The following is a 16,685-nucleotide window of genomic DNA, read 5'->3' as shown; positions in this document are numbered from 1 at the left end:
CCCGGAAACCCGGAAACCCGGAAACCCGGAAACCCGGAAACCCGGAAACCCGGAAACCCGGAAACCCGGAAACCCGGAAACCCGGAAACCCGGAAACCCGGAAACCCGGAAGCCAAGCCCGGAGCCCGGAAACCCGGGAAGCCCGGAAGCCCGGAAACCTCGTCCGGCCTTCCGGTAAACTACGCTAACGAAACTTGGTAACGTTATTTGCCCGAATTTAGCAGTATACGGAATCTAACGAAACCTGGTATCGCTATTTGGTGATTTTGACTGGTTTAGGGGTTCAATTAGCCGCAATAGCGATATGCAGTTTCGTTAGAATTGCGAGAGGCATCTTTTTGGCGAAATAAGAACTTGTAGTTTCGTTAGAAGGGCCAAGGGGACTCATTGTCCCAATGATTAGCCGGGTTAATGCTTAGAACCATTAAGTTAACCGGATTGCGTTCTGCGGAACTCCTCCGATAATAGCGGAACAACCTCGAACAGGTCCCCGACGATGCCATAATCAGCAACGCTGAAGATCGGCGCGTCGGGGTCTTTGTTGATCGCGATAATGACGCGCGATTGGCTCATGCCGGCAAGATGCTGGATGGCGCCGCTAATGCCGCAGGCAATATAGAGCTGAGGCGTAACGACCTTGCCGGTCTGCCCGATTTGCAGGGCATAGCCGCAGTAGCCGGCATCGCAAGCGCCGCGAGAGGCGCCAACCGCGCCGCCGAGTACGCCGGCGAGCTCTTGCAGCGGCTCGAAGCCGGCCGAGCTGCGCACGCCTCTGCCGCCGGAGACGACCACGTCGGCCTCGGCGAGATCGATTTGACCGCCGGCGCGGCGCACAAGCGAGCGCACCGCGGTCAGGATTGGCGGCACCGTGAACGGCAGCGCCTGCACGGTGCCTTGGGGCTCGCCGGCCGGCAGGGTTTCGGCCGGCTCGAAATTATTCGGGCGGACCGTGACCACCCACGGCCGGCCCGGTGTGAAGCTGCGCCGCTCGAACGCCTTGCCGGCGTAGAGCGGCCGCGTGAACACGCCATCGGTCTCATCGATGGCGGTTACGTCTGCGACGTGGCCGGCGCCGATGGCCGCGGCCACGCGGGGCGCGAGCTCGCGCCCCACGGCGGTATGGCCGAGCAGCAGCGCGTCCGGCCTAACCGCTTCTATAGCTGCGCGCAAGGCGGCGATGTACGCCTCGGGCGCAAAGGCGCGAAGGGCCGGGTCGTCCGCGACATGGACGACGTCCGCCCCTCGCGCAGCCAGCGCGGCTGCTTCATCGGCCGCGCCGCCGGGGGCGGCGAGGACGGCATGGACCGAGCCGTCCGCACCGGCAAGCCGCCGCGCGGCGCCAAGCGCCTCAAGCGCAACGCGGCGAAGCTTGCCGTCCCGGCACTCGGCAAACACGAGTATCGTTCTACCCATCTTATTTCCTCCTTTGTTGCAGGTCGAGCTGCATATGAATTTTTATCTCCAAAGTTGCTGAAGTAACTATTCTGCGTGGTCGTTGGGGCAATAAGACCCTGGGAGGGCTTTATTGCAATAGGTCGAGTTGCGATTGTAGAGGATAAGACCCTCATAGGGTCTTATTTCTGTTGCAGTTAGGTCTTTTTAATGCATTTCCGGCTTTTACGGTTACGATAAGGCCCCGGCAGGGTCTTATCCAAACTATTAAGTAGATGAAGTACCTCAATAAGACCCCGAGAGGGTCTTATTGGATGCAATTTACGGTTAGGAGATACCTTTGCAAAGTTAAGGGCTTTTAGGGCTCTTAACCAGTTGAATAAGCTAGTTGTGTGACTCGTTAAGGCCCCTTAGGGACCTTAACAACCGGCAAATGAGCAAATATGCAGCTAAGTTGGCGGATCGGCATAAGGTTAAGATCCCCGAGGGCTCTTAACCAGCTGAATAAGCTAGTTGCGTGACTCGTTAAGGCCCCTTAGGGACCTTAACAACCGGCAAATGAGCAAATATGCAGCTAAGTTGGTGGATCGTCATAAGGTTAAGATCCCCGAGGGCTCTTAACCAGTTGAATAAGCTAGTTGCGTGTCACGTTTAGGTCCCTTAGGGACCTAAACTACCGACAATCGAGTGCTAAAGCCGCCAAGTGGGTGGGTTCGCATAAGGTTAAGGTCACATAGCGCTCGTAACGTGGCTGCCCATGACTAGGCAGCGCTCCTTTTAACTGCCTTAACGGTTAACGCCGTTCTGCCGGCTTACTGCGGCAGCTGGCCCTCCGCCTGCAGCAGGCGGACAAGCTCCGCCGCCTGCTCGCCGGGCGTCCCGGCCAGGCGCCGGCCGGCTGCGCGAGGCGCCGGCGGAAAAAGCGCCAGGCGCGATGTCCGCGCGCCTTCTTCCTCGCCGCCTGCGGCTGCCGACACCCGGGCGAGCGGCTTCCGCTTCGCCTTCATAATGCCCGGCAGCGACGGATACCGCGGCTCGTTGAGCCCTTGCTGCGCGGTGATCAGCGCTGGCAGCGGGATCACAACCGTCTCCGTGTCGCCCTCGACATCGCGCTCCACGACAGCAAACCTTGCCGCCGATGCTGCGCCCGGAGGCAGCTCGCCGGATGCCTTCGCCTCATCCTGCCCTGCAATGCCAAGCTTCACCGCTGCGGATGCATGCGGCAGTCCAAGCCGCTCCGCGACCTGGAGCGCGACGCTCCCGGAGCCGCTGTCGACGGCGAACAAGCCCGCCAGCAGCAGATCCGGCTTAAGCGGCTCGATAACCTTCGCAAGCGCAGCGGCCAGCGCGAAACTATCGCCGCTCTCGACGGTAGCTGCGTCGAGCCGGATCGCCTCATCCGCGCCCATCGCAAGCGCGGTCCGCAGCGCTTCTTCCGAGCGGTCGCCTCCGCAGGAGACAACCCGTACCTCGCCGCCATGCGCCTCGCGCTGGCGCAGCGCCTCCTCGAGGGCATATTCGTCATATGGATTAATGACGAGCTTGGCGTCCGCTTCCGCAACGGCGCCGTCCTTTACGATAATTTTTTCTTCCGTATCAAATGTCTGCTTGAGTAGAACGACAATGTTCAGCACTGCAGCAACCTCCTCAGACTATAGTTCCATGCTCAATTTTCGCCCGGCCGACAAGCCTCTCCCGCAGCATGGCCGCTGCCGGCTGCAAGGCTCGGCTAAACCGCTTTCCATCAGTGCTACGATATGAGTCAACTCGGCCAAATAGACCGTCCGCACCGGCGAAAGGGGCGGCATGTTCATGCTAACGGGCTCATATACTGGAGCACCGCGGTTTTTTTGAAAATGCTGCCCCTCCTAAAGGCCAGCGAAGCCGTTTCACCTTGAATTCCAAGCGTTTATAAGTTTTTTACTTGTAAACATGGCTTGGAATTTTGCGGATTGAAACCCGCTCTGCCTGCCAAAGGCCAGCGAAGCCGTTTCACCTTGAATTCCAAGCGTTTATAAGTTTTTTGCTTGTAAACATGGCTAGGAATTCTTCGGATTGAAACGCGCTCTCCCTGCCAAAGGAAGGAGCAGCCGTTTCACCTTGTCACAAAGCTTAAAAGCTTGTCCGAATCGAGGGCTGCAAAAGGGGGCGTGGCCATTGCTGGAATGGTGGTCGGCAGATGTGGCGACAGCTGCACTCAGGTGGATTTTGTTCGCGGCGGTATTGGGGCTGGCCGCAGCCTTTTTTGTTACGGTCGTCTTGCGCAGGGTGGGCTACATCAAGCTTGGCCGGGCGGATGCCCATGAGGCGATGCCATCGGATGAGCGGAGGGAATTGGCAGGACGTTCCTCGGTAGCGGGACAGGTGCTTGGGCACAGCAAGCTGCTGCGCGATATCCGGAGCGGCGTCATGCATTTGATTTATTTCTACGGTTTTATCATTCTGCAGTTTGGAGCGGCGGATATCATCTGGAAAAAACTCGGCGGCCACCCGATTCCGTTTCCCTTCTACGGCCAGTTCGCCTGGTCGCAGGAGCTGACGGTCTCGCTTGTCCTGCTAGCGGTCCTGTATGGAGCCTTCCGCCGGTATATCGAGCAGCTGCCGAGGCTGAAGCGCGGCTGGAAGCCTTCGCTTGTTCTGTGGTTTATCGGCGGCCTGATGCTGACCGTCCTGCTGACGCTTTCCTTCGAGCGGCTGTCGGGAGATCCGCATGCCGTAAGCGACCGTTTCGCGCCTGTTTCCTCCGTGCTTGCGGATTGGATCGGGAAGCTTGGCGTGCCTGCAGGCAGCATCGCGTCCGAAGCGGGTTATGAGCTGTTCTGGTGGCTGCACCTATTGGTGCTGCTGTCTTTCCTTGTGTACGTGCCGCAGTCGAAGCATTTTCACCTGCTGACGGCTCCCGTGAATTTGTGGCTCGGGCGCAATGCGCCGGTGGGCCGGCTGGCGCCGCTTAATCTGGAGGATGAGGAAGCGGAGTATTTTGGCGCGGGCAAAATCGAGCATTTTTCGCAAAAGCAGCTGCTCGACCTGTATGCCTGCGTGGAATGCGGACGCTGCACGAATGTCTGCCCGGCCTCGAATACCGGCAAGCTGCTGTCGCCGATGCATCTCATGACAAAGCTTCGGGATCACCTCACGGAAAAAGGAGCCGCCATTACGTCCAAGTCGCCTTGGGTTCCAGCGTTTATGGGCGGGCGGGCGGCAGGGGCGCATGTAATGGGGGCGCTGATTCCGTCCTGGGAGGACAGTCCGGAAGGAAGCGTGACCTCCATTATTCCGACCATGACGGCGCAGAAGCAGGCTTGGAATGCCCGTGAGGGAGCAAAGCCGGATGAGCTGGAGCTGATCGGAGACGTCATGAGCGAGGAGGAGCTGTGGGCATGCACGACTTGCCGCAACTGCGAGGAGATGTGCCCGGTTGGCAACGAGCATGTCGACAAAATCATCGATATGCGCCGTTATCTCGTGCTGATGGAAGGCCGCCTGCCGTCTGACGGCCAGCGCGCGCTGCAAAACATCGAACGCCAAAGCAATCCGTGGGGACTTCCGAGGGCCGAACGCGCGGCTTGGATCGACGAATGCGAGAGCCGCACCGGCGTCCGCGTTAAGACGATGCAGGAAATTAAACGCGCGGGAGCGCCAAAGCCGCAGTTCCTGCTATGGGCGGGTTCCATGGGTTCTTACGATACGCGCAGCCGGAAGGTGCTGTACGATCTCGTGCGGCTGCTCGACCGGGCGGGAGTGTCTTTTGCCACGCTTGGGGCAGAGGAGAGGAACTCGGGCGATACGCCGCGCAGGATCGGCAACGAGCTGCTTTTCCAGGAGCTGTGCCGAGAAAACATCGAGACCATTGCCCGTTACGGGATAACCCGCATCGTAACGGCCTGCCCGCATACGCTTAACACCTTCCGCAAGGAATATCCGGATTTCGGGCTTCCGTCGGACGTCAGAATCGAGCATCACACGGAGCTGCTTGCCCGGCTGCTCAAGGATGGGCGGTTAACGCCCGAGCACCTTGTCAAAGAACGCGTCACCTATCATGATTCCTGCTATCTCGGACGTTATAACGGCATCTATGATGCGCCGCGCGAGGTGCTGAAGGCGATTCCGGGCATCGAGATCGAAGAGATGGCGCGAAACCGCGAGAACGGCATGTGCTGCGGAGCGGGCGGCGGACTCATGTGGATGGAGGAGCAAAGCGGCGTCCGCGTTAACCGCGCCAGAGTATCGCAAGCGCTGGAGGTACGGCCTACGGTCATTGGCTCGGCCTGCCCGTATTGCCTGACGATGATGGAAGATGGGCTGAAGCTTCTGGAGGCCGATGAGCAGACGGCGGCACGCGATGTAGCGGAGCTGCTTGCGGCAAGCGTGTTTGGCAAAGAGACGGCTTAACGGTCCGGTAAAAAGACAGCTTATGCTTTCGAAGCAAAAACCAAAGAACCCAGGAGGGACTATTCAATGTCGATGAATCGAACGGGTACGGTAAGGCGTGCGGCCGTCATCGGCTCCGGCGTAATGGGCGCGGGAATTGCCGCGCATCTCGCGAATGCCGGCATGCGCGTGCTGCTGCTCGATGTCGTGCCGCAGGCATTATTGCCGGAGGAGGAAAAACGCGGGTTGACGCTGTCTTCCCCGCAGGTGCGCAGCCGCCTGGCGCAAGCTGCCGTTGCCCGTATGGCGAAGGCGCAGCCTGCTCCGCTGTATGAGCCATCTTTTGCCGGGCGGATTACGGCTGGTAATCTCGAGGATCACCTGGCGGGATTATCCGAGGTGGATTGGATTGTCGAGGCGGTTGTCGAGCGGCTGGATGTGAAGCGAAGCTTGTTCGAGCGGGTGGAGAGCGTGTGGAAGCCCGGCACGATTGTATCCTCCAACACTTCGGGCTTATCGGTAGCCGAGATGGTGGAGGGCAGGAGCGACGCGTTTCGGCAGCATTTTGCGGTGACGCATTTTTTTAACCCTCCGCGCTATATGAAGCTGGTTGAGGTAGTGCCGACGAGTGACACGGCTCCAGAGGTTACGGCACTATTGACCGCGTTATGCGAGGAACGGCTTGGCAAAGGCGTTGTTGTGGCGAAGGATACGCCGAACTTTATCGCCAACCGGATCGGTACGTACGGCATGCTGGTGACGCTGGAGGAGGGCCTGAGGTTTGGGCTTACGGTGGAGGAAGCGGATGCGCTGACGGGGCCAGCGATGGGGCGGCCCAAGACGGCAACGTTCCGGATGCTGGATCTGGTTGGCCTCGATACGCTGCTTCACGTCGTCGACAACGTCCGGGAGAAAAGCACGGATGCGGCTGAACGCGAGACGTTTGCAAGGCCTCCGCTATTAGAGCAACTGGTGGCATCGGGGCGGCTGGGTGAAAAGAGCGGCGGCGGCTTTTACCGGAAAATTAGGGGGCCGAAGGGCGGCAGCGAGATCGAATCGCTTGATTTGGAATCGCTTGCTTACCGGCCGCGGAGCTCGGTAAAGGGTCCGATCATCGATGCGGCCAAGGCCGCAAAAGGCACGGGCGGCAAGGTCCGGGCTCTCATCGGCACGGATCCGAAGCACAAATACGCCCAGTTCGCGTGGCAGACGATAAAGCGCACGCTTCTCTATTCGGCAGCCCTGGTTGGCGTTATCGCAGACTCCATCACGGATATCGATAAAGCGATGAAATGGGGCTTCAGCTGGGAGCTTGGGCCGTTCGAGCTGTGGGATGCGCTTGGGTTAGAGAAGTCCGTAGCCAGGATGAAGGCCGAAGGCGACGTGGTGCCGGAATGGGTACTGACGTGGATTGCGGAAGGGAACGGAAGCTTTTATAAAGTGCAGGAAGGCAAACGGTTTGTATACGCCGGCGGGGGCGGAGGGTATGCGGCCGAAGAGCTGTCGCCGGATGAGATCTCGCTTGCTGCTTTGAAGGAAGCCGGCCGGACGGTGCTGCGAACCTCGGATGCGAGTCTGATTGATCTTGGCGATGACGTGGTCTGTCTCGAATTCCATTCGCAGAACAACGCCATCGGCGGCGAGATTCTGACGGCGATCCGGCGGACGGCCGAAGAGGTCAGCAAGAACTGGCGCGGGCTTGTTATCGCGAACGACGGGCGCAACTTCTGCGTAGGCGCGAATCTGCTGCTTCTCTTGATGGAGGCGCAAAACGGCGAATGGGATGAGGTCGAGGACATCATCCGGATGTTCCAGAGCAGCATGCTCTCGATCAAAAAATTAGACCGTCCCGTCGTCGCCGCGCCTCACCGGATGACGCTTGGCGGAGGCGTCGAGGCCTGCCTGCCGGCCGACCAGATTATTTTCTCGCCCGAGACGTATTTCGGTCTCGTCGAGACCGGGGTTGGCTTGATCCCGGCGGGCGGCGGCTCGAAGGAGGCTGCCGTTATGGCTGCGGCAAGGGCAGGAGGCGGCGAAATCCAGCCTCATTTGAACGCCTTATTCGAGACGGTTGCGATGGCCAAAACGTCCACCAGCGGCTTTGATGTTGGCCGCATCGGGCTGAAGCGCCCGCAGGACCGCGTCATTATGCGGCAGGACGCGCGGATTGCCGAAGCGAAGCGGGCGGTGCTCGAGCTGGACCGGGCGGGCTATACGCCGCAGCCCGAGGCTCGCGTCCGCGTGGCCGGCCGCGAGGGTAAAGCCGTGCTTCGCATGGGCGTGCACAGTCTGCTGCTGGGCGGCCAGATCAGCAAGCATGACGCGCTGATTGGCAATAAGCTCGCGCATGTGATGGCCGGCGGCGATGCCGCGCCGGGAGCGGAGGTAAGCGAGCAGTACCTGCTCGACCTGGAATGCGAAGCCTTCCTCAGCCTCTGCGGCGAGCGCAAAACGCAGGATCGCATGAGCCACATGCTCTCCACCGGCAAGCCGCTGCGGAATTAGCATGAAGTAGGGTTGAGAGAGTTCGAGGTTGGTCGGCGAGGACTGCGTTATTAGCTGCCTGTGGTGCTCCATGGGGGCTCCACGGGGACTGCAGCTCAATTCGAGTAACACAAACTCTCGTTCAGGCTGGATGTCATCCAACCTAATGACGCGTTATCGACCAGTAACTATCTCTACATTGGATTTCATCCAGTAGAATCAGCCAATTATCTGCGGAATCGCTTAAATAGGCGAAATAGACTGTAGGAAATCCAATGTAGGCCATTACGCGGGGAAAAAACCTTCGTATTACTGGAGCAGATCCAACGTAGCTTGTGGCTATCCATTCGTGTGGGCCAAATAAGACCCTCCGAGGGTCTTACCTGCAACGTTCATCGGGAGTCGGAGTGAGATAAGACCCCCACAGGGCCTTATCTCCTCGCGTGCAAGCTAAAAGTTACTTGAAAACAAGGGTTGCACAGCAGATAAGACCCTCCGAGGGTCTTATCTGCAACGTTCATCGGGAGTCGGAGTGAGATAAGACCCCCACAGGGTCTTATCCCCCCGCGTGCAAGCTAAAAGTTACTTGAAAACAAGGGTTGCACAGCAAATAAGGCCCTGCGAGGGTCTTATCTGCAACGTTCATCGGGAACACAGCACAGCACAAAAGACGCCGCTAGCGCGATGAGGCGCGGGCGGCGCCAAAAAGAAGGAGGCGCTTTATGGGAGCAGCGGGCAAATTTGCGGACCATGACCGCGATGCCGTTATCGTATCCGCGGTACGGACCGCGGTGGGCAAGGCGAAGAAGGGAAGTCTGGCGGAGACGAGGGCAGAGGACCTTGGACGGGCCGTGCTGACCGCGGCGGTAGGCCGGGTTCCTGGGCTTGACGCAGCCGACGTCGAGGATGTCATTATCGGCTGTGCCATGCCGGAAGGCGAGCAAGGGCTCAATATGGCGAGAATTATTTCGCTCTATTCGGACTTCCCGGTTACCACGCCGGCCGTAACGATTAACCGGTTCTGCGCTTCGGGTCTGCAGGCAATCGCCTACGCGGCAGAACGTATAAGGCTTGGCGATGCGGACATCCTCGTCGCAGGCGGCGTGGAAAGCATGAGCCATGTGCCGATGACCGGCTTTAAGCTGTCCCCTCATCCGGGCATCGTGGATACCATGCCGGAGGTGTATATGGGCATGGGCCATACGGCCGAGGAAGTGGCACGCCGCTACAACGTTACCCGCGCGGCGCAGGATGCGTTTGCCGCGTCCAGCCATCGCAAAGCGGCAGCCGCGATTCAGGAAGGCCGTTTCAAGGATGAGATCGTACCGGTGACGGCAACCCGGTCCGACGTGAATGAGTACGGCCGGCCGGTTGAACGCACCTTCACCTTTGACACCGACGAGGGCGTCCGCCCGGATACGACGCCGGAGACGCTAGCGCCGCTGAAGCCGTCTTTTGCCCGGGAAGGTACGGTTACGGCCGGCAACTCCTCGCAGATGAGCGACGGCGCAGCCGCGGTTGTTGTGATGAGCCGCGCCAAGGCGAAGGAGCTTGGGCTGACGCCTCTTGCCGCCTTCCGCGCTTACCGGGTTGCTGGTGTAGCGCCGGAGGTAATGGGCATTGGCCCGATAGAGGCTATTCCAAAAGCGCTCAAGGCAGCTAACTTAACGGTTAACGACATTGATATTTTCGAGCTGAACGAGGCTTTTGCGGCCCAATGCGTGCCGATTATCGAGCAGCTTGGCATCGATCCTGACCGCGTGAACGTCAATGGCGGGGCGATTGCGCTTGGTCATCCGCTTGGCTGCACGGGAACAAAGCTGTCTGTATCGCTTATTCACGAACTGAAAAGACGCGGTGGAGGAATCGGAGTTGTCACGATGTGTGTCGGCGGAGGGATGGGAGCCGCAGGCGTGTTTGAGGTATACGCGTAGCACAGCGCGCAAGTGGAGGAAGCAGGAAGGCGAGAGGGAAAGGGGACGTAAAAGCATGGGGGAAAACATTCGGTTTGGCGGTCGTTTTGTAATCGAGGATGCTCTGCCGTCCGCTACGGTTACGCCGGAGGATTTTAGCGACGAGCAGAAGATGATGGCGGATGCGGCGCGGCAGTTTGTGGAGGGAGAGATTTTTCCGCTTGATGAGCAGATTGAGGGCCTGGACTATGAGCTTACGGTTAAGCTGATGCGCCAGGCAGGCGAGCTTGGCCTTCTTGGAGCGGATGTGCCCGAAGCCTATGGCGGTCTTGGACTCGATAAAGTAAGCACAACCCTGCTGTCGGAGACGCTTGCCCGCGCCTCCTCTTTCGCGCTGTCCGTTGGCGCGCATACGGGGATCGGCACGCTGCCGATCGTTTTTTTCGGAACTGCCGCCCAGAAGCGCAAATACTTACCGAAGCTTGCCACGGGTGAGTTGATCGCCGCCTATTGCTTAACGGAACCGGCCTCCGGATCGGATGCCTTAGGCGCCAAAACAACGGCAAAGCTGTCGCCTGACGGCAGCCATTATATTCTGAACGGCTCCAAGCTGTACATCACCAATGCGGGCTTTGCGGATGTGTTTATCGTGTACGCGAAGGTGGACGGGGAAGCGTTCAGCGCGTTTATCGTGGAAAAAGGGATGCCAGGCTTCAGCCTGGGGCCGGAGGAGCACAAGATGGGCATTAAGGGCTCGTCGACGCGCCCGTTATTTTTCGAGGATGTCGCGGTGCCGGTGGAGAACGTGCTTGGCGAGATCGGCCAAGGGCATAGAATCGCGTTTAATATCCTGAACATCGGGCGTTTCAAGCTGGGAGCGGGTTGTCTTGGCGGGTCCAAAGAAACGATCGAGCTGGCCTCCAAATACGCCAACACGCGCAAGCAGTTCGGCCGTGCGATCTCCTCTTACCCGCTCATTGGCGCAAAGCTGGCGGATATGAATATTAGAACCTACGTGCTGGAATCGATGGTATACCGGACCGCGGGCTGGATCGATGCCATGCTGAGCGCGGAGGGGGCCGGAGCGGATGCGCCGGATGCCGGAATGCGGGCGGCCAGAGCGATCAGCGAGTATGCGCTGGAATGCTCGATTATTAAGGTGTTTGCGTCGGAGACGCTGGATTTTGTGGCGGACGAGGGCGTCCAAATTCACGGCGGCTACGGCTATATCAAGGAATATAAGGTGGAGCGCATTTACCGGGATTCGCGGATTAACCGGATTTTCGAAGGAACCAATGAGATTAACCGGATGCTCATTCCCGGAACTTTGCTGAAAAAAGCGATGAAAGGCGAGCTTCCGCTGCTCGAAAAAGCGCAGTCCCTGCAGGCCGAGCTGCTGCAGCCGATGCCGGTTCCGCCGTTCGATGAGCCGCTCAGCCGGGAGGCATACCGCGTGTCGCAGGGGAAAAAAGCTTTTCTTGCCGTCGGCGGACTCGCCGTGCAAAAGCTTGGGGTTAAGCTCGACCAGGAGCAGGAAGTGCTCTGCGCGCTTTCGGATATTATGATCCAGCTGTTCGCCGCGGAGAGCGCGCTGCTCCGCACGCAAAAGCTTGTGCAAAGCGGTGCGGATGCCGGGAACGCGATTCAAATGACGGAAGTCTTCGTACAGGAAGCGCTGGAGAAGATCGAATCGATTGCAAAGGTTGCCCTGACGGCGCTCGCGAAGGGAGATGCCCTGCAAATGCAGCTGTCGGTCTTGAAAAAGCTGATGCGCGGTCCGCTGGTCGATACGATTGCGGCCAAGCGGGATATTGCCGCAAGGGTCATTAGCGGGGAGCAATATATTGTGTAGGAGGGGGAACGCCATATGGGTTCGACAAATCCGGAAAACCCGCTTGTACCCGAGGATCGGCAAAAGCCGCCCAATTCCGCACCTAACGAACCGCCACTATCGCCACGGCAGGAGGAAGCCGCAGCCCCGCAGCTCATAGGGGCAGAGCCTCCGGTGGTGGAGCCAGCGGCTCCGTCCGCGGAGGCAGAGCCAAGCGAAGCACCTGCCGCGACAGCCGCCGCCCCAGGCGATGAGCCGGCTCCCGAGGAAGCCGTGGCTTCCTCGGCATCGGAGGAGCCCGAGGCTCCGGCGGCGATTCCCAAGCCGTGGCTGCGGCACTATCCGCTGGAGATCCCGGCTTCCCTGGATTACCCGAATCATGGCATTCCGCAGTTCCTCGTTAATGCCGTGGAGAAATTCCCGGCGAATGAAGCCGTTCATTTTCTGGGCAAATCGCTCACTTACCGCGAGCTGTACGACCATACCTGCCGCTTGGCAAACGGTCTGATCTCGCTTGGCGTTAACCGCGGCGACCGCGTGGCGATTATGCTGCCGAACTGTCCGCAGGCCGTAATCTCTTATTATGCCGCTCTCATGATTGGCGCCGTTGTGGTTCAGACCAATCCGCTCTATGTGGAGCGGGAGCTGGAGCATCAGCTGAAGGACAGCGGAGCGACAACGATCATCACCGTCGACCTGTTCTATGAGCGCCTTGCCAAGGTGCGCGGCGAATTTCCCGAGGCGGGGGCGGTTCCCCAGCTCAAGAACGCCGTCATTACGTCGCTGAAGGACGGACTTCCATTTCCGAAAAATCTCCTCTACCCGCTCAAACAGCGCAAAGAAGGCTTCAAAGCGGATATTCCGTACGGCCGTCACGGTGTTGTTTCTTATAAGAAGCTTCTGTCCTCCAGCTCTAATCTTCCCGTCCTAACCGACATCCACGGCAGCGATCTAGCCCAGCTTCAATATACAGGAGGTACGACCGGAACACCGAAAGGGGTGATGCTGACCCACCGGAACCTTGTGGCCAATACGATGCAGACTTCAGCCTGGTGCTACAGGGTGAAGGATGGCTACGAAAGATTTCTGGCGGCGCTGCCGTTATTTCACGTATTCGGTTTAACCGTGTTAATGAATTTCTCCATTATGCGCGCTGGTTCTCTGGTGCTTCTGCCGCGTTTTGAGACCGAGACCGTGCTTGATACCATCAGCCGGCAGCAGCCAACGCTGTTCCCGGGTGCGCCAACGATGTATGTGGCTTTGATTAATCATAAGAATGCAGCCAGCACCGATCTTTCCTCGATCGAGGCCTGTATCAGCGGATCTGCGGCGCTGCCGCTTGAGGTGCAGGAGCAGTTCGAGAAAATGACCGGCGGCAAGCTGATCGAAGGCTATGGCCTCACGGAAGCTTCACCGGTGACGCATGCCAATCTGATCTGGGGCAAACGCAAAATAGGCACGATCGGCATGCCTTTTCCCGATACGATAGCCGCGATCTTCAGTCCGGAAGGCAAGCCGCTTCCCGTTCGCGAGGTTGGCGAGCTTGTTATCCGCGGTCCGCAGGTGATGAAGGGATACTGGAACAATCCGGAGGAGAGCGAAATCGTGCTGAGGGATGGCTGGCTGCATACCGGCGATCTTGGCTATATGGACGAAGACGGCTTTTTTACGATTGTAGACCGAATCAAGGATGTCATCATTGCGGGCGGCTTCAATATTTATCCGCGAGAGGTCGAAGAGGTGCTGTATGAGCATCCGGCCGTGATGGAGGCCTCCGTCCTAGGGGTGAAGGATCCGTACCGCGGCGAGACGGTGAAGGCTTTTGTTGTACTTAAAAAGGGCTCCTACGTATCGGCGGCTCAGCTCGACGTCTGGTGCAGGCAGCGGCTTGCCGCGTTTAAGGTGCCGCATCTGTACGAATTCCGGGAGTCTCTTCCGAAGACGATGATCGGCAAGGTCTTAAGGCGCAAGCTGATGGAGGAGCTGGAGAAGGAGCAATAAATGAAAGAGGCGGTGATGCGAGTGGCGGAGGATTTTGCCGCGGAGCAGGCGGATATCGAGAGGCATTTGGCGAAGCTGGAGGAGCTGGCCAGCGGGACTTTTTGGAGCGAGCTTGGATGTGAGGTCGTCTTTGCCCATGCGGAAAAAGCGGCGATCCGTCTGCGCGCGGAGCAGCGTCATTTGAATCTGATTGGCATCGTGCATGGCGGGGTATTGATGTCTATGCTGGATAATGCGATGGGTCTTGTCGTGATGATTGCGTGCCGCGAGAAGACGGTTACGGCAGGCCTGAACACGCATTTTCTGGAGAGCGCGAAGAGCGGCAATCTGGTGTGCGAAGCCGAGATCATGCACCGGATTGGACGGACGATTACCCTGCAGGCAACGGTGAAGGATGAGGAAGAAAGATTGATCGCGTGGGGAAGCGGAACCTATCGGATTGTGTCGCGATAACGAATATTTAGTCAATTCGGCCGAGTTGCTGACGGACAGCTGGTTCGATATAATATATCCTATATATGGAAGAAAATTTTATAGGCGGATTAACTGAAACCAAATCAGCTTTCAGCCGATATATATAAGAAGAGAGGAGGCGGGAGCATGGTCGATGGATGGATTACGGCGGTCGTACTGATATTTGGCATTGCAGTTGCACTAATTGGCGTTTTTGCCTATTTACGAATGTTTAACAGGAATGAATCGCATCATTCATCCATGGACGTTCCGCCTCCGACAATTCCCCCGAAAGCCGCTCCGCCAAAGGATGATGAGCCTCCTGTGGAGCCGCCTCGGGAGAACGAAGGCACAGGTTAGATTAACATTTGTTTATTTTACAATCTTGCCTGAAATGTTATAATAGTAAGAAAAATGCAAACATTGTGACTCATTGACCTGACCATGGAGTTGCCTGCACTGAAATGGGGGGTAATTTGCGGCGTAATTTCCGCATCCGTTCTCGAATTTGTTGTTTAGGACGACCATCCAACGTATAGGGGAGGAGATTTCATGGCGAAGCATAGCCAGAATGAGGTCAAGGAAAGCCTGAAGGAACTCACGAGAATTTTTCAACCGAAGGACCCGCGCAAGTTCGTAAAGGACTATATCCGGAAGTACAGGATAACGGGCGGATACGAGGATGAATTAACAATTTTAGTGGAAGACGAGATGGGTAAGATCAACTCCTCGGTCAGTTGAGCGCATACGAAATGGCTTTGCATCTGTGCGATACAGGTGCAAAGCCTTTTTTGTGCTGGAGATTGAGCAGGCTTATACTAAGCATAGATCCATAGGATACGCAAAAAACGAGAAGGGGCGATCAGGGTGAAATGGCTTGCCGCGATTCGCAAAGGCTTTGGGCGTAAGCTTGCAATTCTACATACCTGGAACGGCTGGATTGTGGTTGTGCTGGCTTTGTCCGGGATCATGCTGGTGATGAATTATTGGCGTGGCGTGCTTGGAGAAGGAAGAGTGTGGCTGAAGGAGCTGCACATTATCGTAGGCTTGCTGTCCCTCGTTCCGGTGGTGTTCTATCTCTTGCTCGCCGCCAAGCACTGGAAGCAGCTGAAGGGAAAGCCTTGGCAGAAGTTTAATGTCTTTGTTGTGCTTGGCCTTCTGGTCGGATGGTTCATCTCGGGCGTACTGCTCTGGCAGTTCCGGGCCGTGGGACCGCGCGTGTCGAACCATGCGCTGACGGTACATGATCTTTTAACCTGGATTGGCCTGCCTTATATTATTTATCATTCCATCACGCGGACCAAATGGCTCAAGGAGCCGAACCGTCGGACGGTACGAATAGAGCGCGAAGAGAAGACTGGAGCGGCACCGATTCATCCCGCGGCAAGCCCGCAATCGTATATGTCCCGGCGTTCCTTCGTAAAATGGGCGGTTGGCGGCGGAATCGCCGTCGCGGTTGGGCCGTCTTTTCTGAAGTGGACCGTTAATACGCTAGGCGTCAGTATCGGCAGTCCTTCTTATGAGGAGATTGTGACGAGGGATGGCAATCAGCTTGTTCCCTTGCCGCAGCCCATGCCTGCATCCGCACCTCCGCTCGGCGGGGGAGCAAAAGGCGATTTCCGGATCTATTCGGTAACGCCGATTCCGACATTTTCCAATGAGACTTGGTCCTTCACCATAGACGGGTTGGTCGATAAGCCGATGAAGTGGAACTGGGAGCAATTCGTGAAGCTGACGCGCAAGGTTCAGGTGAGCGATTTCCACTGCGTGACGGGCTGGTCCGTGTACAAGAATACGTGGGAAGGCATTCCGCTGAAGCAATTCCTGCAGGAGGCCGGAGTCAAAACAAACGCAAAAACGGTGAAGTTCTACTCGGGGGATGGCGTATACACCGATGCGCTGACCCTCGAGCAGGCGCAAATGGACGACATTATGGTCGCGATGCTGCATGACGGCAATCTGATCCCAAGCGATCTTGGCGGCCCGGTCCGGCTGATCGTGCCCAAGATGTACGCGTACAAATCGGTGAAATGGCTTGTTCGAATCGAGCTGATCGACAAGGATCATATCGGCTACTGGGAAGAGCGCGGCTATGATATTGATGCTTGGGTGTAGGGGGATAGATGAAAAAGAAACAGCTTTTCTTCGCTAAGTGTAGCGTAGGAAGGCTGTTTTTTTTGGTTTCTTTATCTATCATTATCTGATAGTAATAAAAGCGTTATTCCTGTAAAATTATGTGT

Annotated in this window: 11 protein-coding genes; 9 read left to right on the top strand and 2 right to left on the bottom strand. The window is 57.7% G+C overall.

What is annotated here, in order from left to right; all coding sequences use genetic code 11:
* Positions 1 to 429: 429 nt before the first annotated feature.
* Positions 430 to 1,413, bottom strand: a complete 984-nt coding sequence (locus WFK81_RS26965; protein WP_336790057.1) for an electron transfer flavoprotein subunit alpha/FixB family protein — start codon at positions 1,411 to 1,413, stop codon at positions 430 to 432.
* A 791-nt stretch (positions 1,414 to 2,204) separates the two neighbouring features.
* Entirely contained in the window at positions 2,205 to 3,023 is an 819-nt protein-coding gene (locus tag WFK81_RS26960) for an electron transfer flavoprotein subunit beta/FixA family protein (RefSeq protein ID WP_336790069.1), read from the bottom strand.
* A gap of 526 nt (positions 3,024 to 3,549) precedes the next feature.
* On the opposite strand from WFK81_RS26960, the gene WFK81_RS26955 reads away from it, so the two are divergent.
* From WFK81_RS26955 to WFK81_RS26915, 9 genes are all read left to right on the top strand, one after another.
* Positions 3,550 to 5,784: a (Fe-S)-binding protein gene (locus WFK81_RS26955; RefSeq protein WP_336790055.1), complete on the top strand. Its 2,235-nt coding sequence runs from the start codon at positions 3,550 to 3,552 to the stop codon at positions 5,782 to 5,784.
* 66 nt (positions 5,785 to 5,850) lie between these two features.
* Positions 5,851 to 8,268, top strand: a complete 2,418-nt coding sequence (locus tag WFK81_RS26950) for a 3-hydroxyacyl-CoA dehydrogenase/enoyl-CoA hydratase family protein (RefSeq protein WP_336790053.1) — start codon at positions 5,851 to 5,853, stop codon at positions 8,266 to 8,268.
* Positions 8,269 to 8,969: 701 nt separating this feature from the next.
* Positions 8,970 to 10,181: an acetyl-CoA C-acyltransferase gene (locus WFK81_RS26945; protein ID WP_336790051.1), complete on the top strand. Its 1,212-nt coding sequence runs from the start codon at positions 8,970 to 8,972 to the stop codon at positions 10,179 to 10,181.
* 55 nt (positions 10,182 to 10,236) lie between these two features.
* Positions 10,237 to 12,012 (top strand): acyl-CoA dehydrogenase family protein, encoded by a 1,776-nt coding sequence (locus tag WFK81_RS26940; RefSeq protein ID WP_336790049.1) that lies wholly within the window; start codon positions 10,237 to 10,239, stop codon positions 12,010 to 12,012.
* 15 nt (positions 12,013 to 12,027) lie between these two features.
* Positions 12,028 to 13,992, top strand: coding sequence for a long-chain-fatty-acid--CoA ligase (locus WFK81_RS26935; protein ID WP_336790048.1), 1,965 nt, complete (start codon positions 12,028 to 12,030; stop codon positions 13,990 to 13,992).
* Positions 13,993 to 14,445: a PaaI family thioesterase gene (locus WFK81_RS26930; protein WP_336790046.1), complete on the top strand. Its 453-nt coding sequence runs from the start codon at positions 13,993 to 13,995 to the stop codon at positions 14,443 to 14,445.
* Positions 14,446 to 14,592: 147 nt separating this feature from the next.
* Positions 14,593 to 14,805 (top strand): hypothetical protein, encoded by a 213-nt coding sequence (locus WFK81_RS26925; RefSeq protein WP_336790044.1) that lies wholly within the window; start codon positions 14,593 to 14,595, stop codon positions 14,803 to 14,805.
* Between the two features lie 192 nt (positions 14,806 to 14,997).
* Positions 14,998 to 15,186, top strand: a complete 189-nt coding sequence (locus WFK81_RS26920) for a hypothetical protein (RefSeq protein WP_012772497.1) — start codon at positions 14,998 to 15,000, stop codon at positions 15,184 to 15,186.
* A gap of 126 nt (positions 15,187 to 15,312) precedes the next feature.
* On the top strand, positions 15,313 to 16,560 hold the full coding sequence (locus WFK81_RS26915) for a molybdopterin-dependent oxidoreductase (protein WP_336790042.1): 1,248 nt from the start codon (positions 15,313 to 15,315) through the stop codon (positions 16,558 to 16,560).
* The last annotated feature ends 125 nt before the right edge of the window (positions 16,561 to 16,685 follow it).

Source organism: Paenibacillus sp. MMO-177 (assembly GCF_037147795.1).
Classification (GTDB): domain Bacteria; phylum Bacillota; class Bacilli; order Paenibacillales; family Paenibacillaceae; genus Pristimantibacillus.
The sequence above is the reverse complement of the archived record's forward strand: the minus strand, read 5'-3'. Positions and strand labels throughout refer to the sequence as shown.

What these genes read in the sequence shown, in the direction of transcription:
- WFK81_RS26940 (WP_336790049.1), top strand. Translation starts at nt 10,237, where the DNA reads ATGGGGGAAAACATTCGGTTTGGCGGTCGTTTTGTAATCGAGGATGCT.
- WFK81_RS26925 (WP_336790044.1), top strand. Translation starts at nt 14,593, where the DNA reads ATGGTCGATGGATGGATTACGGCGGTCGTACTGATATTTGGCATTGCA.
- WFK81_RS26950 (WP_336790053.1), top strand. Translation starts at nt 5,851, where the DNA reads ATGTCGATGAATCGAACGGGTACGGTAAGGCGTGCGGCCGTCATCGGC.
- WFK81_RS26930 (WP_336790046.1), top strand. Translation starts at nt 13,993, where the DNA reads ATGAAAGAGGCGGTGATGCGAGTGGCGGAGGATTTTGCCGCGGAGCAG.
- WFK81_RS26945 (WP_336790051.1), top strand. Translation starts at nt 8,970, where the DNA reads ATGGGAGCAGCGGGCAAATTTGCGGACCATGACCGCGATGCCGTTATC.
- WFK81_RS26935 (WP_336790048.1), top strand. Translation starts at nt 12,028, where the DNA reads ATGGGTTCGACAAATCCGGAAAACCCGCTTGTACCCGAGGATCGGCAA.
- WFK81_RS26920 (WP_012772497.1), top strand. Translation starts at nt 14,998, where the DNA reads ATGGCGAAGCATAGCCAGAATGAGGTCAAGGAAAGCCTGAAGGAACTC.
- WFK81_RS26965 (WP_336790057.1), bottom strand. Translation starts at nt 1,413, where the DNA reads ATGGGTAGAACGATACTCGTGTTTGCCGAGTGCCGGGACGGCAAGCTT.